Annotated in this window: 25 protein-coding genes; 19 read left to right on the top strand and 6 right to left on the bottom strand. The window is 61.3% G+C overall.

The window, feature by feature from the left end:
• Positions 1-94: 94 nt before the first annotated feature.
• The 5 genes from FAY22_RS14070 to FAY22_RS14050 all read right to left on the bottom strand — a co-directional run bounded on the left by FAY22_RS14070 (position 95) and on the right by FAY22_RS14050 (position 6,557).
• On the bottom strand, positions 95-796 hold the full coding sequence (locus FAY22_RS14070; protein WP_146330791.1) for a PEP-CTERM sorting domain-containing protein: 702 nt from the start codon (positions 794-796) through the stop codon (positions 95-97).
• A 271-nt stretch (positions 797-1,067) separates the two neighbouring features.
• On the bottom strand, positions 1,068-2,405 hold the full coding sequence (gene prsR / locus FAY22_RS14065) for a PEP-CTERM-box response regulator transcription factor (protein ID WP_246860512.1): 1,338 nt from the start codon (positions 2,403-2,405) through the stop codon (positions 1,068-1,070).
• Positions 2,406-2,431: 26 nt separating this feature from the next.
• A complete protein-coding gene (gene prsK, locus FAY22_RS14060) occupies positions 2,432-4,510 on the bottom strand; it encodes an XrtA/PEP-CTERM system histidine kinase PrsK (protein ID WP_146330789.1) in 2,079 nt (692 codons plus the stop codon).
• 17 nt (positions 4,511-4,527) lie between these two features.
• Entirely contained in the window at positions 4,528-5,922 is a 1,395-nt protein-coding gene (locus tag FAY22_RS14055; RefSeq protein WP_146330788.1) for a TIGR03013 family XrtA/PEP-CTERM system glycosyltransferase, read from the bottom strand.
• 356 nt (positions 5,923-6,278) lie between these two features.
• Positions 6,279-6,557, bottom strand: coding sequence for a DUF4148 domain-containing protein (locus FAY22_RS14050; RefSeq protein WP_168204842.1), 279 nt, complete (start codon positions 6,555-6,557; stop codon positions 6,279-6,281).
• A gap of 280 nt (positions 6,558-6,837) precedes the next feature.
• Here FAY22_RS14050 and frdA point away from each other — a divergent pair, with 280 nt between their 5' ends.
• The 4 genes from frdA to frdD are packed head-to-tail and all read left to right on the top strand — an operon-like array spanning position 6,838 to position 10,136.
• Positions 6,838-8,622, top strand: a complete 1,785-nt coding sequence (gene frdA / locus FAY22_RS14045; RefSeq protein WP_146330786.1) for a fumarate reductase (quinol) flavoprotein subunit — start codon at positions 6,838-6,840, stop codon at positions 8,620-8,622.
• A complete protein-coding gene (locus FAY22_RS14040) occupies positions 8,615-9,370 on the top strand; it encodes a succinate dehydrogenase/fumarate reductase iron-sulfur subunit (protein WP_146330785.1) in 756 nt (251 codons plus the stop codon). The genes frdA and FAY22_RS14040 overlap by 8 nt, the downstream gene beginning before the upstream one ends.
• The gene (locus FAY22_RS14035) at positions 9,367-9,780 is read left to right on the top strand and encodes a fumarate reductase subunit C (RefSeq protein WP_146330784.1); all 414 of its coding nucleotides are present in this window, start codon (positions 9,367-9,369) and stop codon (positions 9,778-9,780) included. Before FAY22_RS14040 ends, FAY22_RS14035 begins: the two co-directional genes overlap by 4 nt.
• Positions 9,777-10,136: a fumarate reductase subunit FrdD gene (frdD, locus tag FAY22_RS14030; RefSeq protein ID WP_146330783.1), complete on the top strand. Its 360-nt coding sequence runs from the start codon at positions 9,777-9,779 to the stop codon at positions 10,134-10,136. Before FAY22_RS14035 ends, frdD begins: the two co-directional genes overlap by 4 nt.
• Before the next feature lie 46 nt (positions 10,137-10,182).
• Here the strand turns inward: frdD and cobA are convergent, their stop codons facing one another.
• On the bottom strand, positions 10,183-11,010 hold the full coding sequence (cobA, locus tag FAY22_RS14025; protein ID WP_210411826.1) for a uroporphyrinogen-III C-methyltransferase: 828 nt from the start codon (positions 11,008-11,010) through the stop codon (positions 10,183-10,185).
• A 277-nt stretch (positions 11,011-11,287) separates the two neighbouring features.
• On the opposite strand from cobA, the gene FAY22_RS14020 reads away from it, so the two are divergent.
• From FAY22_RS14020 to FAY22_RS13955, 15 genes are all read left to right on the top strand, one after another.
• Positions 11,288-12,979 (top strand): nitrite reductase, encoded by a 1,692-nt coding sequence (locus tag FAY22_RS14020; RefSeq protein WP_146333450.1) that lies wholly within the window; start codon positions 11,288-11,290, stop codon positions 12,977-12,979.
• 105 nt (positions 12,980-13,084) lie between these two features.
• On the top strand, positions 13,085-13,495 hold the full coding sequence (locus FAY22_RS14015; protein WP_371417296.1) for a cytochrome c: 411 nt from the start codon (positions 13,085-13,087) through the stop codon (positions 13,493-13,495).
• Positions 13,491-14,675 (top strand): cytochrome D1 domain-containing protein, encoded by a 1,185-nt coding sequence (locus tag FAY22_RS14010; protein ID WP_371417400.1) that lies wholly within the window; start codon positions 13,491-13,493, stop codon positions 14,673-14,675. Before FAY22_RS14015 ends, FAY22_RS14010 begins: the two co-directional genes overlap by 5 nt.
• 10 nt (positions 14,676-14,685) lie before the next feature.
• Entirely contained in the window at positions 14,686-15,699 is a 1,014-nt protein-coding gene (locus tag FAY22_RS14005) for an Lrp/AsnC family transcriptional regulator (protein WP_146330781.1), read from the top strand.
• On the top strand, positions 15,686-16,135 hold the full coding sequence (locus tag FAY22_RS22010) for an Lrp/AsnC family transcriptional regulator (protein ID WP_168204841.1): 450 nt from the start codon (positions 15,686-15,688) through the stop codon (positions 16,133-16,135). The genes FAY22_RS14005 and FAY22_RS22010 overlap by 14 nt, the downstream gene beginning before the upstream one ends.
• A complete protein-coding gene (locus FAY22_RS22005; RefSeq protein WP_168204840.1) occupies positions 16,132-16,626 on the top strand; it encodes an AsnC family transcriptional regulator in 495 nt (164 codons plus the stop codon). The genes FAY22_RS22010 and FAY22_RS22005 overlap by 4 nt, the downstream gene beginning before the upstream one ends.
• Before the next feature lie 10 nt (positions 16,627-16,636).
• Positions 16,637-17,839 carry a heme d1 biosynthesis radical SAM protein NirJ gene (gene nirJ / locus FAY22_RS13995; RefSeq protein WP_146330780.1) on the top strand — a complete coding sequence of 401 codons (1,203 nt, stop codon included), beginning with the start codon at positions 16,637-16,639 and terminating at the stop codon, positions 17,837-17,839.
• Positions 17,836-19,392, top strand: a complete 1,557-nt coding sequence (locus FAY22_RS13990) for a nitrite reductase (RefSeq protein ID WP_146330779.1) — start codon at positions 17,836-17,838, stop codon at positions 19,390-19,392. Before nirJ ends, FAY22_RS13990 begins: the two co-directional genes overlap by 4 nt.
• Positions 19,393-20,025: 633 nt before the next feature.
• Positions 20,026-20,451 carry a cytochrome c gene (locus FAY22_RS13985; protein WP_146330778.1) on the top strand — a complete coding sequence of 142 codons (426 nt, stop codon included), beginning with the start codon at positions 20,026-20,028 and terminating at the stop codon, positions 20,449-20,451.
• A 42-nt stretch (positions 20,452-20,493) separates the two neighbouring features.
• Positions 20,494-21,870, top strand: a complete 1,377-nt coding sequence (locus FAY22_RS13980; protein ID WP_146330777.1) for a cbb3-type cytochrome c oxidase subunit I — start codon at positions 20,494-20,496, stop codon at positions 21,868-21,870.
• A 118-nt stretch (positions 21,871-21,988) separates the two neighbouring features.
• Entirely contained in the window at positions 21,989-22,516 is a 528-nt protein-coding gene (locus FAY22_RS13975) for a cytochrome c oxidase subunit 3 family protein (protein WP_210411825.1), read from the top strand.
• 7 nt (positions 22,517-22,523) lie between these two features.
• Positions 22,524-22,775 carry a cytochrome C oxidase subunit IV family protein gene (locus FAY22_RS13970; RefSeq protein ID WP_146330775.1) on the top strand — a complete coding sequence of 84 codons (252 nt, stop codon included), beginning with the start codon at positions 22,524-22,526 and terminating at the stop codon, positions 22,773-22,775.
• 126 nt (positions 22,776-22,901) lie between these two features.
• Positions 22,902-23,717 carry a CbbQ/NirQ/NorQ/GpvN family protein gene (locus tag FAY22_RS13965; protein WP_146330774.1) on the top strand — a complete coding sequence of 272 codons (816 nt, stop codon included), beginning with the start codon at positions 22,902-22,904 and terminating at the stop codon, positions 23,715-23,717.
• A complete protein-coding gene (locus FAY22_RS13960) occupies positions 23,714-24,778 on the top strand; it encodes a 4Fe-4S binding protein (protein ID WP_146330773.1) in 1,065 nt (354 codons plus the stop codon). The genes FAY22_RS13965 and FAY22_RS13960 overlap by 4 nt, the downstream gene beginning before the upstream one ends.
• A 1-nt stretch (position 24,779) precedes the next feature.
• Positions 24,780-26,624, top strand: a complete 1,845-nt coding sequence (locus FAY22_RS13955; protein WP_146330772.1) for a nitric oxide reductase activation protein NorD — start codon at positions 24,780-24,782, stop codon at positions 26,622-26,624.
• Positions 26,625-26,727: the final 103 nt, after the last annotated feature.

Genomic DNA, 26,727 nt, shown 5'->3' with positions numbered 1-26,727 from the left:
TCGATGCGCAAACGCCGCTGAACCTGCGGGCAGGAAGCGGCGCTTTCCGGTTACAACTGCTGCCACGACGGTGGCAGGCAAGAATAATAGTCGTTCAGGCTACAGTGTCTTGATGCTCCTTGCGGCGGCGCCCGCGCAATCCGCCGATGGCGAGTAGCCCCGCGCCGAACAAGGCAACGGTCGCAGGCTCGGGTACCTGGACGAGGGCATCGAAGCTGCTGGAGCCGGACCCGGAATGAGTGAGATTGGCCACGATGGTAATGGAATACGGAGTCGACAGGCCTAATCCGACTTGATTGAACGAAGCAGCGGAGAATGCGCCCGAGCCGAATGTCGCCGAGTAGACCTCGGTGCCGGTTCCGAATGCAGTGTTGGAAGTGTCGACGTAAACCGTGTAAGCAAGACTGCTGCCAGGAAGGTTATTAATTGTTCCGCCGATTTGCGAGACGAATCCGACAATGTCATAGCTGCTGATGAAGTCGGTCTCGGTGAACTCCAGTTTCAAGCTGCCGGCGGTGCCGCTCGTGACGTTAATCGAGTTCAGGTCGAATGCAGCGTGGCTGGCGTCGCCAATCAACGGTTTGGTCGTGCCGGTCGTCACGTTGGCGACGAAGCTGCCGACGGATCCGATATAGGTGACCTGCCCGGCCAGAGGCACCGCGTCGCCGGAGAGATTGTCGGAAACGGTAACTGTTGAGCCGTCACTTGTGAGGCGAAGCATGGGCGTGGCGAACGACGGAGCGGAAGCTGCTAGAAGTACTCCGGCGCCAACGAGGGTGGCGAACAATTTTTTCATTGATTTTTCCTTGTTAGAGTGAATGAATGCAGCAATGCTGCTCTTCACATGCACTTACGCAATCCTTGTGCCAGTTATGTAAACGACTGATTTTTATAGAGAAAGAATGTGGGAGATGGAAAAACAGGTTTTGCGCCGTGAAGTTTGTAAAATCCGCCGACATAAAGGGCGAGTGAGTGCGATGTTCTGCGCAGGCCAGGCAGGCCTCTTCGGCGGCGCGCGCAGCGACACCCCGTCCGGAACGGGGGAGCTGTTTTGAAGGGATGAGCGCTTACTTGAGACCGTGGCGGTTCATCAGATCGTAGATCGTCGGACGGCTTACGCCGAGCAGTTCCGCCGCTTTCACAATGTTTCCGTCCACCCGCGCTAACGACCTCACCAGCGCCATGTACTCCGCCTCGTCCCGCACCTGCCGCAGGTTGATGACCTTGTCCTCCCGGTTTATCGCAGGCAGCCCGAGATCGTCGACGCTGATCTGTACTCCTTCGGCCATGATCACAGCACGCTTGATGCAGTTCTCGATCTCGCGTACGTTTCCAGGCCACGAATGCGCCTCGATCGCTGCCATGGCTTCTTCGCTGAAGTTGAGCGAGCGGCGCTCCTGCGCCGCATATTTGTTTTTGAAGTGGTGCGCCAGCATGGCGGGGTCGCCTACCCGATCGCGCAACGATGGAATGTTCAGCACGATTTCGCTTAAGCGATAGAAAAGGTCTTCGCGAAAACGCCCTTGGCGCACCAGTTCCTGCAGGTTCTGGTGGGTCGCACAAACGATACGTACGTCGACTGGAATTTCCGCGCGCCCGCCGATGCGTTCGATCACCCGCTCCTGCAGGAAGCGCAACAGCTTCGCCTGCAGAGCGAACGGCAGGTCCCCGACTTCGTCGAGGAAAAAGGTACCGCCATCCGCCATTTCGATCTTACCCAAGGTCTGCTTGGCGGCGCCGGTGAAGGCGCCTTTCTCGTACCCGAACAGCTCGCTTTCAAGCAGGGTTTCCGGGATCGCTGCGCAATTGACGGCGACGAAACGCTTGTTCTGCCGCGGGCTCAGCTGATGCAGTGCGCGCGCCAGCAATTCCTTGCCGGTGCCGCTGGCGCCGAGCAGCATTACCGTGGCGGAGGAAGGCGCAATTTTTTCGACATTACGGCAGACTTTCAGCATGCCGGGGTCGCGGCTGATGATGCCGGCCAGCGGGGAGTTAACCTGGGCCTGCAGCAGGCGTTGATTTTCCTGCTGAAGCGCGTGCAGATGGAACGCGCGTTCAATGACCAGCTGCAGCGTCGGCCCGTCAAAAGGCTTCTGGTGAAAGTCGTAGGCGCCCATCGCAACAGCTTTGACAGCATTGCTGCGGTCCTGGTTGCCGGTAAGGACGATGACTTTGATGGCGGGGGACAATGCGAGGATCTGCTGCAGGGTCGCCAGTCCTTCGGCAGCGCCGTCGGCGTCGGGCGGCAGGCCGAGGTCCATCGTCACGACCGCCGGCTCATGCCGCCGTACCTGCGCAATCGCACTTTCGCGGTCGCCCGCCACTTGGACGTCGTAGCCGTCGAAACTCCAGCGCAGTTGCTTCTGCAGGCCGAGGTCATCCTCGACAATCAACAGTTTTTTCATGTTCTTGCTCACTTCCATTCTCCCTGTTACGCGGCAGCCGCTACCGAAGGGGCTTCTTGTCGCAGCAACGGCAGCGTCACCTGGAAAGTAGTGCCGGCCGACGGCTTGCTGCAGACCTCGATGTCGCCACCGAGCAGGCGTATATATGTACGGCTCTCGTAGGCGCCAATGCCCATGCCCGCCGACTTGGTCGATTCGAAAGGTTTGAACAGGCGTTCGCGAATGAACTCCGGCGTCATGCCATGACCGGAATCCCTGATTTCGATGATCACGTTGTCTCCCGACCTACGTGCGCTTACCGCAACCGACCCATGCCGCGGCGTGGCTTCGATCGCGTTCTGAATCATATGGCCGAGGACGCGTTCCAGGCGGGCATGATCGGCCAGCACGACCAGTTCCGCATCGTCGATCTGTAGTGTCGGCTTTGGTTCCGTGCAGGACTTCAGGCTGACCGCCAGCCGCAGCAGTTCCGGAAGCAGTACAGGAGAAGGGCAGTCCTGGGACGATCCGCGGCCGAGCTTTTGCAGCAGCAGCGTCATTTTTTGCACCGAAAAGCCGATGGTTTCGAGCATGTCCTCCAGAAATTCCTGATTACCCTTATGTCTTTCCGCGTTGGACAACAGGAGCGACAGCTGCGAAATTAGGTTTTTCAGGTCGTGTACGATGAAGGTCGACATGCGCGTGTATGACTCGAACTGCCGTGCCACCATGAGCGCGTTGGCCGACTCGCGCTGCGCGAGATAGCTGGCTGCCTGCATGCCGGCGATCTTGAGGAGGTCAGTCGCTTCCCAGTTCAGTTTCACCTTGCTACGGGCCGCGGCAAGGACGATGAAGCCGAACAGCTGACGCCCCAGCAGCAAGGGAACAACCAGCCAGGCATTGGGCAGGGTGCACAACCAGGCGGGCAAGATCAGTCCCTCGTATTTTTCCGGCTTTGCCATTGCTTCCTGTAAATCAATGACCCACTGTTGTTGCTCCAGATACTGGCTGAATGGCCCGTGCAAGGGCTCGGCAGGCTGTGCCGACGGCATGTTCCAGTAGGTGGCCGCTTCATGACAGGCCGTGTCGTCCCGCCGGATGAAGAGGATGCCGCCTGGGCTTTCCATCAGCTGCGCGATTGCCTGCACGGTTCGTTCGTTGAGGCCGGCGCCGGCATCCGACAGGGTGCGCGTAAATCGCATCCACTCTTCCCGGTAGTCGTAGCGATAGCTATAGAAATGCTTACTGATGAAGACCTTGAGCCAGGATCGCATCGATCCCGAGAACAGCACGACAAACAGCAGGATGCCGGCACCGAACAGGAACACGACCTGCATTACCGTGCCCCATTCACCGCCGAACAGTCGCAGGTAATAGCCCGCGGCCGCCATTGCCAGAAGGTAGGCGGCGGAGCCAAGCACTGCCGCCGAGTGGAACAAAACCGTGCGTGACACCGCGATGCCGGTCGACCAGGACGGATTGCGGGCGGCGGATACCGCGATCAGTGGTACAGTCAGCGCGTTGGCAAGGCCGCGCGCGGACCAGATTTCTGCACTGACATGGCGAAACAGCATCGCATCGCTATACAGATACATGTCGTAGGCGAACAGGCCACCCATTCCCAGACAGGCAAATTTGATCGCCCAGCGCGCTTCCGGCACGGTATTGCGATACAGCTGTTCCACTAGGAGCATGCTTAGTACCGCCATCCCGAGGCGGCCGGCAATCGTCATCGTGAAGCTGCTGACCCACTGCGAAAACCAGGATGCCACATAGAGGCTGACCGTTGCGGCAAGCGCGAGCAGGTAAAAGGCGGCCAGCCCGCTCAGCGGAAAGGCGACGCCGGGCCCGGCCCTCTTCTTGCGCAGTTGGCCAAGCACTGACAGCAGAAATAGCGTCCAGGCTGCATTGCGCACGATTTCCAGTACATCTGTGAGCAGTGAGAGCGACGAGCCTCGCAGTGCGAGGAATCCAGCTGCGACAGCCCATAACGACGTCATGATGGCGGCGACAGTCAGTGCCATGCGGTGCACACGCCCGCGCCAGCTTGTCAGCAGGAGGATGGAGAGAAAAAGAAACGCGACTGCGGCAGAGAAATAGCTGCCGGCGGCAATGATCGGCAACATCTACGTCGTTCCTGGCATTAGCGGCTTCCCTTGGCAAAGAGAACGACCTGCAGGGTTTCCACCAGAACCAGCAAATCGAGAAAGAGCCCGTTGTTCTTGACGTAGTACAGGTCGTACTGCAGTTTCTGGATTGCGTCTTCGATCGAGGAACCATACTGATAGCGCACCTGGGCAAAGCCGGTGATGCCAGGCTTGATGCTGTGGCGCAGGTTGTAATACGGGACTTTCTCGGTGAGTTGCTGAACGAAGTAGGGACGTTCCGGGCGGGGACCGACAAAGCTCATCTCGCCCTTGATTACGTTGACAATTTGCGGCAGTTCGTCGATACGCAGCTTGCGGATAATGCGTCCGATCCGGGTCGTGCGCGTGTCGTTGGCTGCTGCCCATTGCGGCGTACCGCCTTCTTCGGCATCAATGCGCATGCTGCGGAATTTCAGTACGCAAAAGATTCTGCCGCCCTTGCCGACCCGTTCCTGTCGATAGATTACCGGGCCTTTGTCTTCCAAGTAGATGCACAACGCCGTCAGCAGCATGACTGGCATAGCTGCCGCAAAGATCAGCATGCTGACCATCAGGTCGAAGGCACGTTTGCAAACGACGCGGAACGCACTTTGGTTGAAGCCGTCGCCGAAGATCAGCCAGCTCGGATGGAGCGAATCGACGCGAATCTGGCGTGCCTCGCGTTCAAAGAATGCCGCCGCGCCGGTGACCTTGATGCCGTTGAGTTTGCATTCCAGTAGTTGATGCAAGGGAAAAGTACTGCCACGCCGGTTTTGAGCGGAAACAACGATTTCACCCACGTTATGGCGTTTCGCAATCGAGAACAGGGATTCGTCCAAGGGCAGAATCGCGGCAGTCGATACCAGACACTCCTCGGTGCGCAGGGGGACGAAACCAACGATGCTGTACTTCCTGGAAAAGCTGCTGTCTGCGGCAAGATTGCTGCACTCCTTGGCCAACGCGCCTTCGCCGACAAAGATGAGACGTGATTCGAGGATGGGATGCGCGATGGTATGAAAGATCACTGTTCTCAGCACGAGGATGATCACGGTGCCGCCGGCGGCAGCGAGTACGAGAATGCGGATGTCGGCATTCAGCTCCGGAATCAGGGCGAGAAACAGCGCAGTACTGCCAAAACCAAGCAGGGCGGACGGTATCAGGCGGATGGCGGTCAATGCGGTGGTGGGCAATCCTTCCAGATGATACAGGCCGAAGGCAGCCATACTGAACACAATGAACAGTGAGAAGGCTGCCGCGGAGGCAAAGAAGTTTTTCCCTTGCGTTTGCGACACATAGCCATAGGCTGACAGGATTTCATGTGCTCCGTATATCGCTGCGATCAGCGCAAAGATCTCGATGAGAAGTAAGGCGGAGACCAGCTTGGAAACATAGTGATTGAAGATCTTTACCATCTGATACTCCGACAAAGTCACGGGCAGGATCAACGACTGGCCGTTCCTGCGTTCTCTCCTGTGGTTCCGGTTTGTCTCGCGTATTGCTGTCCGGGCATTTATATGGTTGGCAATTTGATATGACGTAACTTAGCTGCGGACATCCCTAAAGTTGTTGAGCAACCGCAACGAAGTTACAGCCTGTAATAGTTTGGCATCCCATGTCTGCTGAGTATCAAACTTGTTGAATAGCAATTTTTCTTGCTATATGCCGAAATGGGCTTTCGAGCGCTGAAATAAAAAAACCTCGCTTGGAGCGAGGTTGTGGAAAAGCTGGATGTCTACCATCCGTCGTAATGGCGCATCGTGCATCGTGATCAGCCACCGAAATAGGTATTTTCCGTACGCAGGCTGCGGGTCGCCTGGACAGCTTCCTTGAGCACTTCTTCGCGCGACTTGGTGGAAGCGACATTGGTGAATTCCACATATTCCTTGTTTTGTGCGACCGGGGCCTGTTGAAGCGCAGCACGGACTTCGGTTCGGGTTTTGGTCGATTGGAAGCCGTTAAAGTCGACATATTCGGAGGCGTCGGCCGCAAAGGCGACACCGGCGGTGACAAACACGGCAACAGCCGCAATCAATTGTTTTGCATTCATTTTCATTCTCCAAAAAATCAGGTGGGGGCACGCGGCCATGGCGTCCGGACTTGCCGCTTGGGCCTTGCGACGGTGAGCACAGCGGGCTCATCGATGAAGCACAGTCTATTCATCACAGAGAAGACAAAAAACAGGGCAAACGGAAAGATATCGTTTCTGTTTTTGAAATAATTGGCACGAAAACGACGCTTCGGGAAACTTTGACTTGGGTCATTGGCGCTGGATAACCGCATGCATATAGTGGGTATTAATTGCTTAATGGAAAGTCAAAGAGGCAGCCATGGAAATTTTCGAAGCCGACGTTGCCATCGTCGGAGCGGGCGGCGCCGGATTGCGGGCCGCCATTGCGGTAGCCGAGCACGACCCGGCGCTCAAGGTCGCGCTCGTCTCCAAGGTCTATCCGATGCGCAGCCACACGGTGGCGGCGGAAGGCGGTTCGGCTGCCGTAACGCAGTCGCACGACAGCCTGGATCATCACTTCAACGACACTGTCCACGGCGGTGACTGGCTGTGCGAGCAGGACGTGGTCGAGTACTTCGTCGCCAACTGCGCGCGCGAAATGATCCAGATGGAACACTGGGGCTGCCCGTGGAGCCGCAAGGAAGACGGCCATGTGAACGTGCGCGCATTCGGCGGCATGAAGATCGAGCGCACATGGTTTGCCGCCGACAAGACCGGCTTCCATATGCTGCATACTCTGTTCCAGACCTCGATCAAGTACCCGTCGATCAAGCGCTTCGATGAGTTCTTCTGCTGCGACCTGATCGTCGAGGACGGCCGCTGCCAGGGCGTGCTGGCGATCGAAATCGGCACCAGCCGCTTCGTGCTGATCAAGGCCAAGTCGGTGATCATCGCCACCGGCGGCGCCGGCCGTGTGTTCCGGCAGAGCACCAACGGCGGCATCGTGACCGGCGACGGCATGGCGCTCGCGTACCGTCATGGCGTGCCGCTGCGCGACATGGAGTTCGTGCAATACCATCCGACTTGCATGCCGGGCACCGGGCTGCTGTTTACCGAGGCGTGCCGCGGCGAAGGCGGCATCCTGGTCAACAAGGACGGCTATCGCTATCTGCAGGATTACGGTCTCGGGCCGCCGGACCCGTGGCCGCGCAAGAAGGCGATGGAGCTGGGTCCGCGCGATCGCCTTTCGCAAGCGTTCTGGCACGAGGACCGCAAGGGGCGCACCATCGAAACGCCGCAAGGCTCGGCGGTGCTGCTCGACCTGCGCCATCTTGGCGAGAAACACATACTGGAGCGCTTGCCCCTGATTTGCGAAATGGCCGAACGCTTCATGAACATCAATCCGGTCCATCAGCCGATCCCGGTGCGCCCGGCCATCCATTACACGATGGGTGGCATTGAGGTCAATGGCAGGACGGCGTCGCGCTTGCCTGGTCTGTATGCGGTCGGTGAGTGCTCGAGCGTCGGCATCCATGGCGCGAACCGCCTCGGCTCCAATTCGCTGGCCGAGCTGTGCGTGTTCGGCAAGGTCGCGGGCGACGAAGCGGCACGGTATGCGAAGAGCGTGTCGTTTTCCAACTGCGATGTGCTGGCCAAGCAGGCGCAGGCGTCACAGCAGCGCGCGCTCGAGCTGGTCAAGCGTGAAAACGGTAACGAACGCATTTCCGTGCTGCGCAAGGAAATGGCTCTATCGATGGAACGCGGCTGCGGCATCTACCGCATCGGCAGCGAGATGCAGGAGACTTGCGACAAGCTCGACGAGCTCAAGCTGCGCTTCCGCAACGTGCGCGTGGACGACAAGTCGAGCGTGTGGAATACCGACTGGCTGCAGGCGATCGAGCTCGGCTTCCAGCTCGACGTGGCGCAGGCGATGGCATATTCCGCGTTGAACCGCAAGGAGTCGCGCGGTGCGCACCAGCGCCTGGATGGTTTCGAGGAGCGCGACGATGCTAACTTCCTCAAGCACACGCTGGCTACCTACGCGGGCGTGGATGCGCCGGGCATCAGCTACAGCGACGTGACGATCACCAAGTCGAAACCGGGCGTTCGCGCGTACGGCGCGGCCGGGGAAGCGGCCGCGGCGCAGGAGGCGAATCATGCATGACACGCAAAAAACCATCGAGATCGAAGTATTGCGCTACCGGCCGGAACAGGACAACGAACCGTTCTTCCAGACGTATAAGGTGCCGTTCACAGATGACATGTCGGTGCTGCAGGGACTGCAGTACATCAAGGAAGAGCTCGATAGCACGCTGTCCTACCGCTGGTCGTGCCGCATGGCGATCTGCGGCAGTTGCGGCATGATGATCAATGGGAAACCGGAGTTGTCGTGCCATACCTTCCTGCGCAGTTTCTATCCGAACCGCGTGCGGGTCGAGCCGCTCGATCATTTTCCGATCGAGCGCGACCTGGTGGTACGGGTGGACGACTTCATCGGCAAGCTGGAGAGCATCAAGCCCTACATCGTGCCGAAGGAGCCGCGCACGCTGGAGCAGGGAGAATACCTGCAGACGCCGGACGAGCGCGACGGCTACGAGCAGTACAGCTCCTGCATCAACTGCATGCTGTGCTACGCGGCCTGCCCGCAATACGGCCTCAACAGCGAGTTCATGGGACCGGGCGTGCTGGCGCTGCTGCACCGGTACAACTCCGACTCGCGCGATGGCGCGCAGGACGAACGCATGGAGCTGGTGAACGCGGAAGAGGGCGTGTGGAACTGCACGGCGGTCGGCTACTGCTCCGAAGTGTGTCCGAAACATGTGGACCCGGCCAATGCGGTCAACCTCAACAAGATCAACAGCGCGAAGAGCTACTTCACGGACTTGTTCCGCCCCAAAGGAGGTGCCAAATGAACCGCACCCAGAATGACGCGCGCCGCCCCTATGTGCGGTCGATGGACGGCTGGTGGCGCACCAATCCGTTTTTTGTGCGCTACATGGCGCGCGAAGCCACCGCGCTGGTGGTGGCGGCTTACGCGGTCGTGCTGCTGATCGGGCTGCTGTGTCTAGCCAATGGCGAAGCGGCATACAATCGTTGGCTCGACGTTCTGTCGCATCCGATCTCGGTCGCGCTGCATGTGATGGCACTGGCGGCGATGATTTATCACACCTGGAGCTGGTTCGACATCATGCCCAAGACCATGCCGCCGCTGATCGTTGGCGGCAAACGCATTGCAGGCGAGATGATCACGCGCACTGGCCTCGCCGTGGCAGCGATCGCGGCCATCGTGATTTTCCTCTTGGTCTGGAGCGTGAAGCCATGAAAAAGAGATCCAATGCCCCCATTTTCTGGGCCCTGTTCGGCGCAGGCGGCATGCTGTCCGCGCTGACCGGCCCGGTGCTGGTCTTCATCACCGGTGTGGCGGTGCCGCTCGGCCTGCTGCTGCCGCATGAAACGATGAGTTATCCGCGCATGCTCGCCTTCGCGCACAACGTCGTCGGCAAGCTCGTCATCCTGGCGCTGATCGTGCTGTTCCTGTGGCATGCGGCGCACCGGATCTTCAAGAGCCTGCATGATGTCGGCATTCATCCGAGCCCGGCGTCGAAAGCGGCGTGCTACGGTACGGCGCTGGCAGGCACCGTGCTGGCGGTATATGGCGTGCTCGCGGTGGGGTTTTAACCGATGGCGGGGCAGGGCGCGCGCGGCGTGCCCTGCAAGCCTGTTCTTAGCAAGCCGCGATGGCGGTGAGTTCGGGCGCAGCTCCGGAAAACCATTGCAGCTTTTCGTGTAATTCGGTCACTTCTCCAACGATGATCAGGCAGGGCGACTTGAACTTCTGCTCGGCGACTCGCTCGGCGATCGTCGTCAGCGTGCCTGTCGCCACGCGCTGCCGGCGCGTGGTTCCCTGTTCGACGACGGCGACGGGCGTCGTCGCGGCCCGTCCGTATTCGATCAGTTTGCCGCTGATCTCGGGCAGGGCGCCAAGTCCCATGTAAATCACGACGGTCTGGCGCGGGTGTGCGAGATTTTCCCAGTCCAGGTTCAGGCTGCCATCCTTCAGATGCCCGGTAGTGAACAGGCAGGACTGCGCGTAATCGCGGTGCGTGAGCGGGATGCCGGTATAGCACGACACGCCGCTGGCGGCCGTAATGCCGGGCACCACTTCATAACGGATCCCTTCCTCCGCCAGCACTTCCAGCTCTTCGCCGCCGCGCCCGAAGATGAACGGGTCGCCGCCCTTGAGACGGACCACTTGCTTGCCCTGTTTCGCCAGCCGCACCAGCAAGGCATTGATTTCATCCTGCGGCAGTGTGTGGTTGTTTTTCTGCTTGCCGACATAAACGCGCTCGGCGTCGGGGCGGGCCATGTCGAGTATCCCTTTGCCCACCAAATTGTCGTAGACCACCACGTCGGCCCTGTCCAGCAGGCGCGCTGCGCGCAGCGTCAGCAGTTCGGGGTCGCCCGGGCCGGCGCCAACCAAATAAACAGTGCCGGTGCGCGTGCTGGTGTTGTCCAGATCCAGCGACTGCAGGAAGGGAGGCCGTTTGCTCATAGATGCACCTGGTGTCCGGGATGGTGGTCGCCGGAGTCCTGTTGTTTGGAATGGATTCCAATTTATAGCTTGCAAGTCGGAAAAAAATTGATACGAGTTAAGGAATTGACATGTGCAAAGGGGCACTCTAGCGAACATCGAGAAACTGCGGTCAACAGCGCGCCGCCCTTTGTGAGTGTTACCAGGTTCGGTTCGAGTCATTTCGAATCACACATAGCAGTCGCCATCCTCATTACGGGAGAGAAAAATGAAGTTGAACACACCGTTCCTCAAGCCCATGGCAGCAATGCTCGCCGCATTGCCGCTCGCAATTGGGGTCGCTTATGCAGACGATAAGCCGCACCAGGGTCCAGAACTGAAGTACCAGGCGGGAGCATCGCCGATGGCCGCCGAAGAGATGCACCAGAATATCAACCCGAAAGCGCCGCCGATGACAAAGGCGGAGTTCGAGCGCGCCAAGCAGATCTATTTCGAGCGCTGCGCGGGCTGCCACGGCGTGCTGCGCAAGGGCGCGACCGGCAAGCCGCTGACCCCGGACATCACGCTGGCCAAGGGCACCGACTACCTGAAAGTCTTTATCGCCTACGGCTCCCCTGCGGGCATGCCGAACTGGCAGACTTCCGGTGACCTGACCGAGAAGGAAGTCGACATGATGGCGCGCTACGTGCAGCAGGAGCCGCCGACCCCGCCGGAATACGGCATCAAGGAAATGCTGGCGACGTGGAAGGAAATCATCCCGGTCGCCAAGCGTCCGACCAAGAAGATGAACAATTACAATATTGCCAACATCTTCTCGACCACGCTGCGCGATTCCGGTGAAGTGGCGCTGATCGACGGCGACACCAAGAAGATCATCAACATCGTCAAGACCGGTTATGCGGTGCACATCTCCCGCATGTCGGCTTCCGGCCGTTACCTGTACGTGATCGGCCGCGACGCGCGCATCAACCTGATCGACCTGTGGATGGAAAAGCCGGACAACGTCGAAGAGATCAAGGTCGGCCTCGAGGCACGCTCGGTGGAAACCTCCAAGTTCAAGGGCTTTGAAGACAAGTACGCCGTCGCCGGCACTTACTGGCCGCCGCAATTCGTGTTGATGGAAGGCGACACGCTCAAGCCGTTGAAAATCGTCTCGACCCGCGGCATGACCGTGGATAACGAATACCATCCGGAACCGCGCGTTGCCTCGATCGTCGCATCGCACTACAACCCGGAATTCGTGATCAATGCCAAGGAAACCGGCAAGATCTACATCGTCAACTACAAGGATCTGAACAACCTGAAGACGACGACGCTGGATGCCGCCAAGTTCCTGCATGACGGCGGCTTCGATTCGACCGGCCGCTACTTCCTCGTGGCTGCCAATGCATCGAACAAGATCGCCGTGGTCGACACCAAGGAAGACAAGCTGGCAGCACTCGTGGATGTGGGCAAGACCCCGCATCCGGGACGCGGCGCCAACTTCGTGCATCCGAAGTTCGGTCCGGTCTGGGCCACCAGCCACCTGGGCGACGACTCGATCTCGATGATCGGCACCGACCCGGTCAAGCACAAGGCGCAGGCATGGAAAGTGGTCGCGACGGTGAAGGGCCAGGGCGGCGGTTCGCTGTTCATCAAGACCCATCCGAAGTCGAAGAACCTGTGGGTCGACACGCCTCTGAACCCGGATGCGAAGGTCAGCCAGTCGGTCGCGGTGTATGACATCAACAACCTCGACAAGGGCTTCGAAGTGCTGCCGATCGCCGAGTGGGCCAACCTGGGCGAAGGCGCCAAGCGCGTCGTGCAGCCGGAGTACAACAAGGCCGGCGACGAAGTCTGGTTCTCGGTATGGAATGCCAAGGACAAGACCTCGGCGGTCGTGGTCGTGGATGACAAGACCCGCAAGCTGAAGACTGTGATCAAGGATCCGAAGCTGATCACGCCGACCGGCAAGTTCAACGTCAACAACACGCAGCACGACATTTATTGATCGGCAACGGGGCAGGAACAGGCCGCAAGGCCGGGCCTGCCCCGGCATCGAAAGAAGCAGCACCGCTCGCATCGTTTTTCCCAACTTCTACGGAAGAGCCGCAACATGAACCCGGCAACCTGTGCAAGCACGAGACGGGCAACATCGCCCCAGGCGCGGCGCTTCAACCGAATTTCTTCCCGCATCATTGCGGCCCTATTCATGCTGGCCGGCGCTGCCGCTGCCGATTGCGCATCGGCGGCGGAGCCGGCCACGCAACCCGACGCTGCACGACGCAGCGAACTGATTACCCTGGTACGCCAGGATTGCGGCTCCTGCCATGGCCTGACCCTGAAGGGCGGGCTCGGCCCGGCCCTGCTGCCGGAAGCATTGCACGATAAGCCCGCAGACAGCCTCAAGGCCACCATCCTGCAAGGCCGGCCGGGAACGGCCATGCCGCCGTGGCGGCGCTTCCTGACCGAAGCCGAAGCCGACTGGATCGTGACCAATCTGCAGAAAGGATTCCCAAGTGATTAAGCCGTTGCAATTCGTAAAGACAGCACTGCTGGCCGCGGTGCTCGCGCTGGCCGGCTGCACGGCGCCAGCGTTGCGCGGCACGGGCGACCTAGGCGTGGTGATCGAGCGCGCCTCGGGCACGGTGCAGATCGTCGACACCACGCAGTTGAAGTCGATTGCGACCGTGCCGGGGCTGGGCGACCTGTCCCATGCCTCGCTGGTGTATTCGCGCGACGGGCGCTATGCCTACGTGTTCGGCCGCGACGGCGGGCTGTCCAAGGTCGACCTGCTCAAGGGCGTGGTGGAACGCCGCATCATCCAGGCCGGCAACAGCATCGGTGGCGCGGTGTCGCAGGACGGCAGCCTGATCGCCGCGCAAAACTATGCGCCGGGCGGCGTCAAGGTGTTCAGGGCCGATACGCTGGAACTGCTGGCCGATGTCCCGGCAGAATACGGCGCCCAGGGACAGCGCTCCAAGGTGGTCGGGCTGGCCGATGCGCCGGGCAACCGCTTCGTCTGGAGCCTGTTCGACGCCGGCGAAATCTGGGTCGGCGATTTCAGCGACCCGCGCGCGCCGCGCATCGACAAATACCGCAATGCCGGGCGCGAGCCTTACGACGGCATGATCACGCCGGACGGACGCTACTACCTGGCCGGCTTGTTCGGCGAGGACGGCATGGCCATGCTCGACATGTGGCATCCGGAAAAAGGCCTGCGCCGCATCCTCGACGGCTATGGCAAGGGGCAGGAAAAGCTCCCGGTGTACAAGATGCCGCACCTGCGCGGCTGGGCCGTGGCCGGAAAATATGCCTATGTGCCGGCCATCGGCCGTCATGAAGTGCTGGTGGTCGACACCGAAACGTGGAAAGAGGCGGGCCGCATCGCCGTCGCCGGCCAGCCGGTGTTCGTGATGGCGCGCCCCGACGGGCGCCAGGTGTGGGTCAATTTCGCCTTTCCCGACAACGGCAGCGTGCAGGTGATCGACGTCGAGACGCGCAGCATCGTCAAGCGGCTGGAGCCGGGCAGGGCGGTGCTGCACATGGAATTCACGCCGCGCGGCGAATCGGTATGGATCTCGGCGCGCGACGATAACCGAGTTGTCGTCTACGACACTGCCAGCTTTGCGCAGCGCGTCGTGCTGCCGGCGGCCGCGCCCAGTGGCATCTTCTTCACCACGCGCGCCGGGCGCACCGGATTCTGACGGAGGTAAGATGGAAAGCGACCTGACGCCCGACGAATTCAAACTGGTCAACTCCTTCCAGCGCGACTTTCCGCTGGTGCCGCGTCCGTTCGCGAAGCTGGCTGCCGAAGTGGGTATGGATGAATCGACCGTGATCGAAACGCTGCAGCGCCTGCAGGCGGCCGGCACGGTCGGACGCGTCGGGGCCGTATTCCGGCCGAACGCGATCGGCGCCAGCGCCCTGGCCGCACTGGCGGTTCCTGCCGATCGGCTCGACGAGGTCGCGCGCTACGTCAGCGCCTTCGCGGAAGTCAACCACAACTACCAGCGCGAGCACCGTTTCAACCTGTGGTTCGTCGCCACCGCGCACTCGGTCTGGCGCCTGCGCGCCGTCATGCGGGAAATCCAGGAAGAGTGCCAGTGCGGGACGCTGCTGGTCCTGCCGATGCTGGAAGATTTTCATATCGATCTCGGATTCGACCTTACGGGCGGGCCTGGCGGCCATGCTGATCGTGTCCAGGAATCGGCTCGCGCATTCAAGCAGCCGGCCGTCGCGCTAAGGGGCTCGGAAAAGATCCTGGTGAGCGCATTGCAGGGCGGCTTGCCGCTGGTCGAGCGGCCGTTCGCCTGCCTCGGGTTGCCGGAGGGCGAGGCGATCGCTGCCATTTCACAATGGCTGGAGCAGGGCGTGATCAAGCGCTTCGGCGTCATCGTGCGGCACCATGAACTGGGCTACACCTCCAACGCAATGGTGGTTTGGGACGTGCCGGACGACGAGGTCAGCGCGGCGGGGCGCCGCATCGCCGCCAGCGGCCGCGTCACGCTGTGCTACCGCCGCACCCGCCAGTTGCCCGATTGGCGTTACAACCTGTTTTGCATGATTCACGGCAAAGACCGTGCCGATGTCGAGGCGCAGGTCCAGGCGCTGACCGCCGCCTGCGAGCTCGACGCCTATCCCAACAGCGTGCTGTTCAGCTGCCGCCGCTTCAAGCAGCGCGGCGCGCATTACGCCGCATTGACCGAGGTTTCCCATGGACGCGATTGACCGCGCGATCATCAATTCCCTGCAAGGCGACCTGCCTGTCTGCGAGCGTCCTTACCTGGAAGCCGCGCAGCGCATCGGCATCGGCGAGGACGAACTGCTGGCGCGCCTGTCCAGCCTGTTGGAGCGCAAGGTGCTCACGCGCATCGGCCCGCTGTACCAGATCGAGCGCATGGGCGGCGCATTCACGCTGGCGGCCCTGAGCGCTCCGGCGGACACCTACGAACAGGTCGCGGAAAAGGTCAACGCCTTGCCTGAAGTGGCGCACAACTATGCGCGCGAGCATGCGCTCAACATGTGGTTCGTAGTGGCTACCGAAACTCCGGAACAGATCGAGCAGGTGATCGCCCGTATCGAGCGGGAGACCGGCTGCGAAGTGTTCAATTTCCCGAAGTCGCGCGAGTATTTCGTCGAACTGAAACTGAAGGTGGCGCCATGAGCGTTCCGCACAATATCGACGCCGTCGACCGCGCTTTGATCGTCGCCACCCAGCAGGGCCTGCCGCTGGTGGCGCGCCCTTATCACGCCATCGCAGAGCAGCTCGAGCTCGATCCGGAAGAAGTGATCGCGCGCATGCGCCGCCTGCTGGAGCTGGGCGTGATCCGCCGCATCGGCGTGGTGCCGAATCATTACGCGATCGGCTACCGCGCCAACGGCATGTCGGTATGGGATGTGCCGGACGAAGTGATCGATGAGCTCGGGGAGCGTGTCGGCCAGCTGGAATTCGTCAGTCACTGCTACCGCCGCCCGCGTCGCCTGCCGCACTGGCGCTATAACATGTTCGCCATGGTGCATGGAAAGACGCGCGACGAGGTGGAAGAAAAGGTCGCGCAGATCGCCGAACTGCTGGGCGAACACGTGCGCGACTACCAGATCCTGTACAGCACCCGAATTCTCAAGAAAACCGGCCTGCGCATCTCAGGCGGATAAAGGAAAAGCCATGTTCCGCATCACGCAATACATGAATGAAATCGCCAATCCGACGCCGATTGGCCCAAAGCGCAATCCGCCCGGACCGGTCGTGATCTGGAACCTGATCCGGCGCTGCAATCTCACCTGCAAGCATTGCTATTCGCTGTCGGCCGATACCGACTTCGCCGGCGAACTCTCCACCGAGGAAGTGTTCACGGTGATGGACGACCTGCGCGCTTTCCGCGTACCGGTGCTGATCCTGTCCGGCGGCGAACCGCTGCTGCGCCCGGACATCTTCGACGTCGCCAGGCGCGCCAAGTCCATGGGATTCTATGTCGGCCTGTCGACCAACGGCACGCTGATCGACCGCAATAACATCGAAAGGATCGCCGAAGTCGGCTTCGATTACGTCGGCATCAGCCTGGACGGCATCAAGGGCACGCACGACATGTTCCGCCGCAAGGAAGGCGCGTTCGACGCGTCGCTGGAAGGCGTGCGGCTGTGCCGCGACCTGGGCATCAAGGTCGGCGTGCGCTTCACGCTCACGCAAGGCAACGCGCACGACTTGCCGGCGCTGCTCAAGCTGATCGACGACGAAGGCATCCACAAGTTCTACCTGTCGCACCTGAACTACGCCGGCCGCGGCAACACCAACCGCGCGCGCGACGCCTTTCTGGAAACCACGCGCAACGCAATGGACCTGCTGTTCGATACCTGCTGGGCCGACCTGCAACGCGGCGCAGAGAAGGAGTTCGTTACCGGCAACAACGACGCCGACGGCGTCTACCTGCTGCACTGGGTGCGCAAGCACATGCCGGAACGGGAAGCGCACCTGCGGGCCAAGCTTGCGCAATGGGGCGGCAATTCCTCCGGGGTCAACGTAGCCAACATCGACAACCTCGGCAATGTGCATCCGGACACGATGTGGTGGAACCATAACCTCGGCAACGTGCGCGAGCGCAAGTTCTCCGAGATCTGGATGGATACCTCCGACCCGGTGATGGCCGGCTTGAAAGCCAGCCCGCGCAGCATCAAGGGACGCTGCAGCGAATGCACCTACTTCGATGTCTGCGGCGGCAATACCCGCGTGCGCGCGATGCAGCTGACTGGCGATCCCTGGCAGGAAGATCCGGCCTGCTACCTGAGCGACGACGAGATCGGCGTGTCGGGCGAGCGCGAAAGGGTGCAGCTCAAACCGTATTTCAAGATCCGGCCGGCGGAGGCAGCATGAACGGACGCCTTATTCTGACCGCCGCCGCGGCATTGCTCTCGCTGCACGATGGCGGAGCCTGGGCCGCATCGGATGCGAACGCACTGTACCAGACGCATTGCGCCTCCTGTCATGGCGCCGACCGCTTGGGCGGCGCGGGGCCCGCGCTTTTGCCGGGCAACCTGGAACGGCTGCGGCGGCCCGACGCGCTCAAGACCATCAGCGACGGCCGCATGGCGACCCAGATGCCGGCGTTTTCCGCCAAGCTCAGCGCCGACGAGATCAAGCAGCTCGCCGAGCTGATCTACACGCCGCCGCCGGTCACTCCCGTGTGGGGGCTGGAACAGATCCGCGCGTCGCGCATCGAGCATGTCAAGCCGGGCAGCCTGCCCGACAAGCCGGTATTCGATGCCGACCCGCTCAACCTGTTCGTCGTGGTCGAGCTGGGCGACCATCACGCCACCATTTTCGACGGCGACAAGCTGGAGCCGATCACGCGCTTCCCGACGCGCTACGCATTGCACGGCGGGCCGAAGTTCTCGCCCGACGGCCGTTACGTGTATTTCGCCTCGCGCGACGGCTGGATCGCCAAATACGACATCTGGAACCTCAAGCTGGTGGCGGAAGTGCGCGCCGGGATCAATGCGCGCAACCTGGCGGTATCGAGCGACGGCCGCTTTGCGATGGTGGCCAACTACCTGCCGCATACGCTGGTGGTGCTCGATACGCGCGACCTGTCGCCGGTCAAGGTGATCGACGTGAAGGACGAGAACGGCAAGTCGTCGCGCGTGTCGGCCGTGTACGACGCCGGGCCACGCAAGAGCTTCGTCGCCGCGTTGAAGGATATTCCCGAGGTATGGGAGCTGACCTATGACGAGCATGCCGCGCCCGTCTTCAACGGCCTGGTGCACGACTACAAGATGGCCGAAGGCCTGGCCGTGCCCGGCCCGTTCCCGGTGCGCCGCATCATGCTTGAAGATTATCTCGACGACTTCTTCTTCGATGCCGGCTACGACAACATGATCGGCTCCTCGCGCGAGGGGCGCAGTCAGGTGGTAAACCTGAACGTGCGGCGCAAGATCGCCGACATCGACCTGCCCGGCATGCCCCACCTGGGCTCGGGCATCACCTGGGAATACCAGGGCCATCCGGTGATGGCCACGCCGAACCTGAAGGAAGGCGAGGTCACCGTCATCGACATGAAGACCTGGAAAACCGTCAAGCACATCAAGACCCTCGGCCCCGGCTTTTTCATGCGCAGCCATGAGAACACGCCTTACGCCTGGGTCGATGTATTCAATGGCAGCAAGGACCGCGACGTCATTCAGATCATCGACAAGCAAAAGCTCGAGGTCGTCGCGCAGCTGCGTCCCAGCCCCGGCAAGGTGGCGGCCCATACCGAATTCACCCGCGATGGCAAATATGCATTGGTCAGCATCTGGGAAATGGATGGCGAACTGGTGATCTACGATGCGCGCACGCTCAAGGTAGTCAAGCGCATCCCGATGAAAAAACCATCCGGTAAATACAACGTGTACAACAAGATCACGCGCTCGGCCGGAACCAGCCACTGACGGCTGGGGGCACCGACGAAGCGGGCGGGCCGGCGTGATTGCCGGCCTGAGGGGGGAGGTGTATCAGACCAACAATTCGAACCTGATGAAACCGCGATTCTGGACGGGAATCTGACGCACCCGGATTAAATTGATCTAGATCATGTTTTTTCACGGGGGTGGGCAGCCATAATGTGCATCGTAGATACACCTTATGAATATTGCCTGCCATGCAATCGTCAACCTTGATGGCATTCGTTACAGGGAGGGGGAAGATGGACCAGGCAAAAAACAAGCTGGGCAGAAAGGTCGATCTTGGAACAGGATCCCTGCTTTCGCATCGTTGCGCACGGCGGGAATTGGGCCTCCTGAATGAACATGCGCCGCAAGGCTTGCGTACGGTCCGCCGAATACCGGCGAGCGCCCGAATCGGATCCGCGCACCACGCACACCTACAGCAAGTCAACAAGTTTATTTAACAACAGGAGAAAGTAAATGCCCAATCGGCGCTTGGAGAAAGATGCATTTGAAATATATAATTCATTTTAAATAGATGTTTTATTTAGGGTGCAGCGCACGACCGAGCATCGCCAGCTGCAGAGGTACACCACCGCAAGAATCAATCGCGGACCATGACGAAAGGAACTTATCCAAATGAGCTCAGCCTTCACCAAATCGACCGCCAGAAATATCTTCTACGGCGGTGCGGTGTTCTTCTTCCTGTTGTTCGTCGCCATGACGTTCGACACGATGAATACGCTGCCCAAGCGGGATAACCGCGCCAACCTGACCGAATCCGTTGCGCGCGGCAAGCACATCTGGGAAACGCGCAACTGCATCGGCTGCCACACGCTGCTGGGCGAGGGCGCCTACTTCGCGCCGGAACTCGGCAATGTCTACAAGCGTCGCGGCCCGGAATTCATCAAGGCCTGGATCAAGTCGCAGCCGACCGGCGCTCCTGGCCGCCGTCAGATGCCGCAATTCCACCTGACCGACGCGGAACTCGACGACATGGTGAACTTCCTGAAGTACACCTCCGAGATCAATACCGCCAAGTGGCCGCCGAATATCGAGGGTTAATCAAAGGATCAAGTCAAAAAATGCACACAGCAGGAGAATCGTATGCAATATAAATCACAGGCAGTCGCGAAGCCTTATTTCATCGCGGCGATCGGCCTCTTCCTTGGGCAGATCGTGTTCGGCCTCATCATGGGCCTGCAGTATGTCGTCGGTGACTTCCTGTTCCCGGCCATACCGTTCAACGTGGCGCGGATGGTGCACACCAATCTGCTGATCGTGTGGCTGCTGTTCGGCTTCATGGGTTCCGCGTATTACCTGATCCCGGAAGAAACCGAGCGCGAGCTGCACAGCCCGAAGCTGGCACTGGCGCTGTTCTGGATCTTCCTCGTCGCCGGCGCGCTGACCATCGTCGGCTACTTGGCGGTGCCGTACGCAACGCTGGCCAAGCTCACCGGTAACGACCTGCTGGAAACGATGGGACGCGAGTTCCTCGAACAGCCGCTGCCGACCAAGGTGGGTATCGTCATCGTCGCGCTGGGCTTCCTGTACAACCTCTCCATGACCGTGCTGCGCGGCCGCAAGACCAGCATCAGCCTGGTGTTGATGGTCGGCCTGTGGGGCTTGGCGATCTTCTTCCTGTTCTCGTTCTACAACCCGACCAATCTGGTCAAGGACAAGTACTACTGGTGGTGGGTCGTTCACCTCTGGGTGGAAGGCGTGTGGGAACTGATCCTGGGCTCGCTGCTGGCTTTCGTGCTGGTGAAGGTGACCGGCGTGGACCGCGAAGTGATCGAAAAGTGGCTGTACGTGATCATCGCGATGTCGCTGATCTCCGGCCTGCTCGGCACCGGCCACCACTATTTCTGGATCGGCGCGCCGGAATACTGGCAATGGTGGGGTAGCGTGTTCTCCGCCCTGGAACCGATTCCGTTCTTCATGATGACCGTATTCGCATTCAACATGGTGAACCGCCGCCGCCGCGAGCATCCGAACAAGGCTGCCGTGCTGTGGGCGCTCGGTACCGGCGTGATGGCCTTCCTCGGCGCAGGCGTGTGGGGCTTCCTGCATACGCTCGCTCCGGTGAACTACTACACCCACGGCACGCAGATCACCGCTGCCCACGGCCATATGGCGTTCTACGGCGCCTATGCGATGGTAGTGCTGACCATGATCAGCTATGTGATGCCGCTGCTGCGTGGCCGTGCCGCCAACAGCCGCGCCGCTCAGCTGGCTGAAATGGCCGCGTTCTGGATGATGACCATCTCGATGGTGCTGATCACGCTGTTCCTGACCGCCGCAGGCATCCTGCAAGTCTGGCTGCAGCGCGTGGCCTCCACGCCGATGTCGTTCATGGCTGCGCAGGACCAGGTATCCATGTTCTACTGGATGCGTGAATTCACCGGTCTCGTGTTCCTCGCCGGCCTGCTGCTGTACATTGCTAGCTTCTTCATCAAGGGCAAGGACGCGGCTGCTGCCTAATCCTCTCTGATCCTCTCAACCCGCCCGGAACCAACCGGGCGGGTTCCAAAAAATGACTACGACTGCCTTACCTTCTGCACCACATGCGCGAGACCGCGCATTGCCGGGCGACTTGGCAATGTGGTGTTTCATCCTCGCCGAATTGCTTGTATTTGGCATTTTTTTCCTGGCGTACGCCTTTGCGCGAGCGCGCAACGTCGAGCTGTTCAACGCATCCCAGCTGGAGCTGGACCGGGTGAGCGGCGCAATCAATACCGTGGTGTTAATCACCAGCAGCTATTTCGTGGTACGCGCATCCGCCGCGATCCGCAACAATGATGGCCGACTCTGCGCGCGCTGGCTGGCCGCCGCGCTGGGCTGCGGCAGCATCTTCATCGTACTGAAACTGATCGAATTCGCCGCCAAGGTCGAGGCGGGCATCACGATGTCGACCAATACCTTTTACATGTTCTACCTCGGGCTCGCCTTCTTCCATTTCATGCATGTCGTTCTCGGCATGGTGATTCTCGCCGCCGTCGCCCTGAAGGCGCGCAGCGGCGGCTACAGCGCGAGCGAGCATGCAGGCGTCGAAACCGGCGCCGCCTATTGGCACATGGTCGATCTGGTCTGGATCATCCTGTTCCCGTTGATTTACGTTTTGCACTGAGATCATCATGAACGCACACAAAGCAGCAACCTTGCAGTGGGTGATGTTACTGGTATTGACCGCGGTGACCGTCGGCCTGTCGGAACTCGGCATGTCCGGGCGCGCCGTCATCTTCCCCGTGCTGGCGGCGACGCTGGTCAAGGGGCGCATCGTAATCGACCGCTTCATGGCCCTGCAGGGCATCGCCGGACCATGGCGCTGGCTGGTGCTGGGCTGGCTGGTGGTCGTGCTCGGCTCCATCACCTATGCCTTCCGCTAATGCGGACTCGCAAAATGCCGCTCGCCGCGTTGCGCCTCCTTGCCGTACGTCGCATACTGCCTGTGTCAGCGCGCCTTGCGACCGGCACTTTGTAAGCCGCACAAAATTGACTATCGGAGAAATCAAATGAACGACATCACCGCTCCCGGCTTGCAAGCCGTGCTGGATATCCCGTTTTACCAGCCGGTCGGCAATGAATGCGCGTTGTTCGAATATGCATTCCGCAATCGCCTGCCGCTCCTGATCAAGGGACCGACCGGCTGCGGCAAGACGCGCTTCGTCGCGCACATGGCGGCGCGCCTGGCGCGCCCGTTGATCACGGTCGCCTGTCACGACGACCTGACCGCTGCCGACCTGGTCGGACGCCATCTGATAGGCGACGGCCAGACGGTCTGGTCGGACGGCCCGCTCACGCGCGCCGTGCGCCAGGGCGGCATTTGCTACCTGGACGAAGTGGTCGAGGCGCGCAAGGACACCACCGTGGTGCTGCACCCGCTGACCGACGACCGCCGCATTCTTCCCATCGAGCGCACCGGCGAGGAATTGCAGGCGCCCGACGACTTCATGCTGGTGGTGTCGTATAACCCCGGCTACCAGAACCTGCTGAAAAGCCTGAAGCCGTCGACCCGCCAGCGCTTCGTCGCGATCAATTTCGGCTTCCCGCCGGCCGACCTGGAGCAGAAGATCGTGATCGCCGAAACCGGCATCGACGCCATGCGCGCCAAGCAGCTGGTGACGCTGGTCGGCCACTTCCGCCAGCTGAAGGATCACGACCTCGAAGAGGCGGCGTCGACCCGCCTGCTGGTCTACGCGGCCAGCCTGATGCAGGCCGGGTGCGATCCGGTGGAAGCCTGCGAAGCGGCGCTGGTCGAGCCGCTGACCGACGACGCCGATACCGCCACCGCGCTGCTCGAAGTCATCAAGGCCACGTTCGGACGATGAAACCCGCCGCCACACGCCCGCTGCCATCTACCGGCCCGGCCGTTGCCCCGCATGTCGGCAACGGCAAGGCCGGCTGGCTGGGCGTGCCGGTGCAGCGCTGGCGCCAGATCACGCAGGCCGGCTTTTTTCTGCTGTTCATTTTCGCGCCGGTCTTCGACATCTTCCGGCTCGACCTGAACGTCAAGCATTTCATTTTTTTCGGCCTCGACTGGACGCTCGGGCTGGACGACTTCGTCGCCGGACGCGCCAGCCCCGCGCAGGCGGCATTGAACCTGGTGCTGCGCGGCTTCCTGCCGTTGCTGGGCATCGGCGGCACGCTGATCTACGTCAGCTGGAAATGGGGGCGGCTGTACTGCGGCTGGCTCTGTCCGCACTTCTCGATCGTCGAAACCATCAACCAGACCTTGCGCCGCGCCATCGGCAAGCAAAGCCTGTGGGACAAGAAGCCAGTGCCGACGCGTAACCCCGACGGCAGCGAAACCAAGCCGGACGCGATCTGGTGGTTCGCCGTGCTGCCGCTGGTGATTTTGTGCGCGATGCTGTGGGCGGTGGTGCTCCTGACCTACCTGCTGCCGCCGGCGGAGATCTACGGCAACCTGTGGCACGGCACGCCGACGCGCAACCAGACGATTTTCCTGACCGCCGCGAGCATCGCATTCTTCGTCGAATTCATGTTCGCGCGCCACCTGTTCTGCCGCTACGCCTGCGCCATCGGCCTGTTCCAGAGCCTGGCGTGGATGGCCAACGACAAGGCGATGGTGGTCGGCTTCAAGCGCGAGCGCGCCAAGGATTGCTCCACCTGCTTTTCGGCCTGCGACCACGTCTGCCCGATGCGCCTCAATCCGAGGAACGTCAAGCGCATGATGTTCGCCTGCGTGCAGTGCGGTCAGTGCGTCGACGCCTGCGAGCACACGCAGGAGGAAAATCCCTCCGGCTCGCTGCTGAACTGGGTGCATGACATGCGCGCCGAATCGGAAGCGGCATTCAATGTCGGCGCGGCGCGCCGCATCATGCTCAAGAGCGTTCCCGCCGACGGCGGCGAAAAAGAGAAGGAACACTGACATGGAAGAATTCGTCGGAGGCTTGTGGGACAAGCTGATCACGCGCACCGCCTATCGCGGTTTCCCGAAAGAGCGCGTCGAGCTGAAGGAAATGGAGCGCATCGCGCCGATCTTCTTCCGTGCCCTCGGCGGCGACGCCGGGCTGAGCATCCGCGCCGGCACCGCCACCACGCAGGGCGCGCGCCGCAGCTGGCTGGAGCGCATCGCCGGCATCGGCGACAAGGTGGAACTGGCGTGGGCCGACGAGACGACGCTGCACCTGCCGCTGTCGATCGATGTCTTTCCGGAGCGCGCGCTCAACCGCGAGCTCTACCTGTGGCTGATCGCGCTGGCGGCGCACGACGTGGCGCCGCAGGAAAGCTGGATCGTGCGCAATCAGCGTGCCACGCTGGCGACCCTGGCGGCCTTGCCTGGCCTGGAGCAGCGTTACCGCCGACTGGTTGACGCCGCGCTCGCGCTGCGTCCCGATCCCGCCCGCCTTGCGAGCGCCGATGCCGCGGCGGAAAACGCGATTCGCGCCGCGCTGCACGAGCCCGGCTCGGTCGACGAATTCATTCCGGGCAGGGAAGCGCCGGCGCCGGTGCCGTTATGGCTTCATCCCGACCCGCCCGCCGCTTCCGGCGAGCGCCGCAAGGCGGGCCAGGGCGAGCCGCAACAGCCGGCGGAGGGCAGCAAGGTCAGCAAGGATGCCGAAGCGCGCAAGCGCCGCGCCGAATCGGTCGACATGCCGGACAACAAAAGCCCGTTCATGCTGCTGTTTCGCGCCGAAAGCCTGTTTTCCTGGGCCGAGTACGTCAAGGTCGACCGCGCGCTCGACGAGGACGACAACGAGGATGCCGCCCGTGCCGCCAACGATCTCGATTTTCTCAGCGTAACCAACGACGGCAAGACCACCTCCAGCCGCGTGCGCTTCGATCTCGACCTGCCGGCGGAAGCGGACGACGACATGGTGCTGGCCGACGGCATCCCGCTGCCGGAATGGGATTTCCGCAAGCAGCAGATGCAGCCGGCGCATTGCAACCTGCAAATGCTGCTGGCGCGCGATGCGCAAGCCTGCGACCTGCCGCAGGCGCTGCGCGGCACGGCCAAACGCCTACGCAGCCAGTTCCAGGCGCTTGCGCCGCAGCGTTCGCGCCTGCGGGCTCAGGCCAGCGGCAGCGACCTGGACATGGATGCCTGCGTGCGCTTTGCGGCGGAAAAAGCCAGCGGCGTGCCGGTCGGCGAGCCCGGCCTGTACATCGACAGCCGCAACCAGTCGCGCGACATGTCCTGCCTCCTGCTGGCGGATCTGTCGCTGTCGACCGACGCCTGGATCAACAATTCGGCACGCGTGATCGACGTCATCCGCGACAGCCTGCTGCTGTTCGGCGAAGCGCTGGCCGCCACCGGCGACCGCTTCGCGCTGTACGGCTTTTCCTCGGTGCGGCGCCAGAACGTGCGATACCACCTGTTGAAGGGCTTCGACGAGCGCTACAACGGCACCATCCGCGGACGGCTGGCCGCGATCAAGCCTGGCTTCTACACCCGCATGGGCGCGGCGATCCGCCACTCGGCGGCGATCCTGTCCAAGCAGAAGTCGGCGCGGCGCCTGCTGCTGATTCTCACCGACGGCAAGCCCAACGACCTCGACAAGTACGAAGGCCGCTATGGCGTGGAAGACACGCGCGTGGCGATCCAGGAGGCGCGCCGCCTCGGATTGACGCCGTTTTGCGTGACCATCGACGAAAAGGCTGGCGACTACCTGCCGCACCTGTTCGGCGCCAGCGGCTATGTCGTGGTCAAGGACGCGGCGATGCTGCCGGAAGTGCTGCCACGCTTGTACGTGCAGCTGACACAGGCGCAATGAAGGGGCTGGCCGGCATGAATAGAGGTGGTGGGTTCGCTACCTTTAATTCCCATGTCCAATTTTGATTTGCATCAATTTAATTTCTCCATGTTGTCGATAGGAT

The sequence above is a fragment of the Noviherbaspirillum sp. UKPF54 genome, from assembly GCF_007874125.1.
Taxonomy (GTDB): Bacteria; Pseudomonadota; Gammaproteobacteria; order Burkholderiales; family Burkholderiaceae_D; genus Noviherbaspirillum.
Note: the sequence above shows the minus strand (reverse complement) of the source record. Positions and strands in the feature narration are given on the sequence as shown.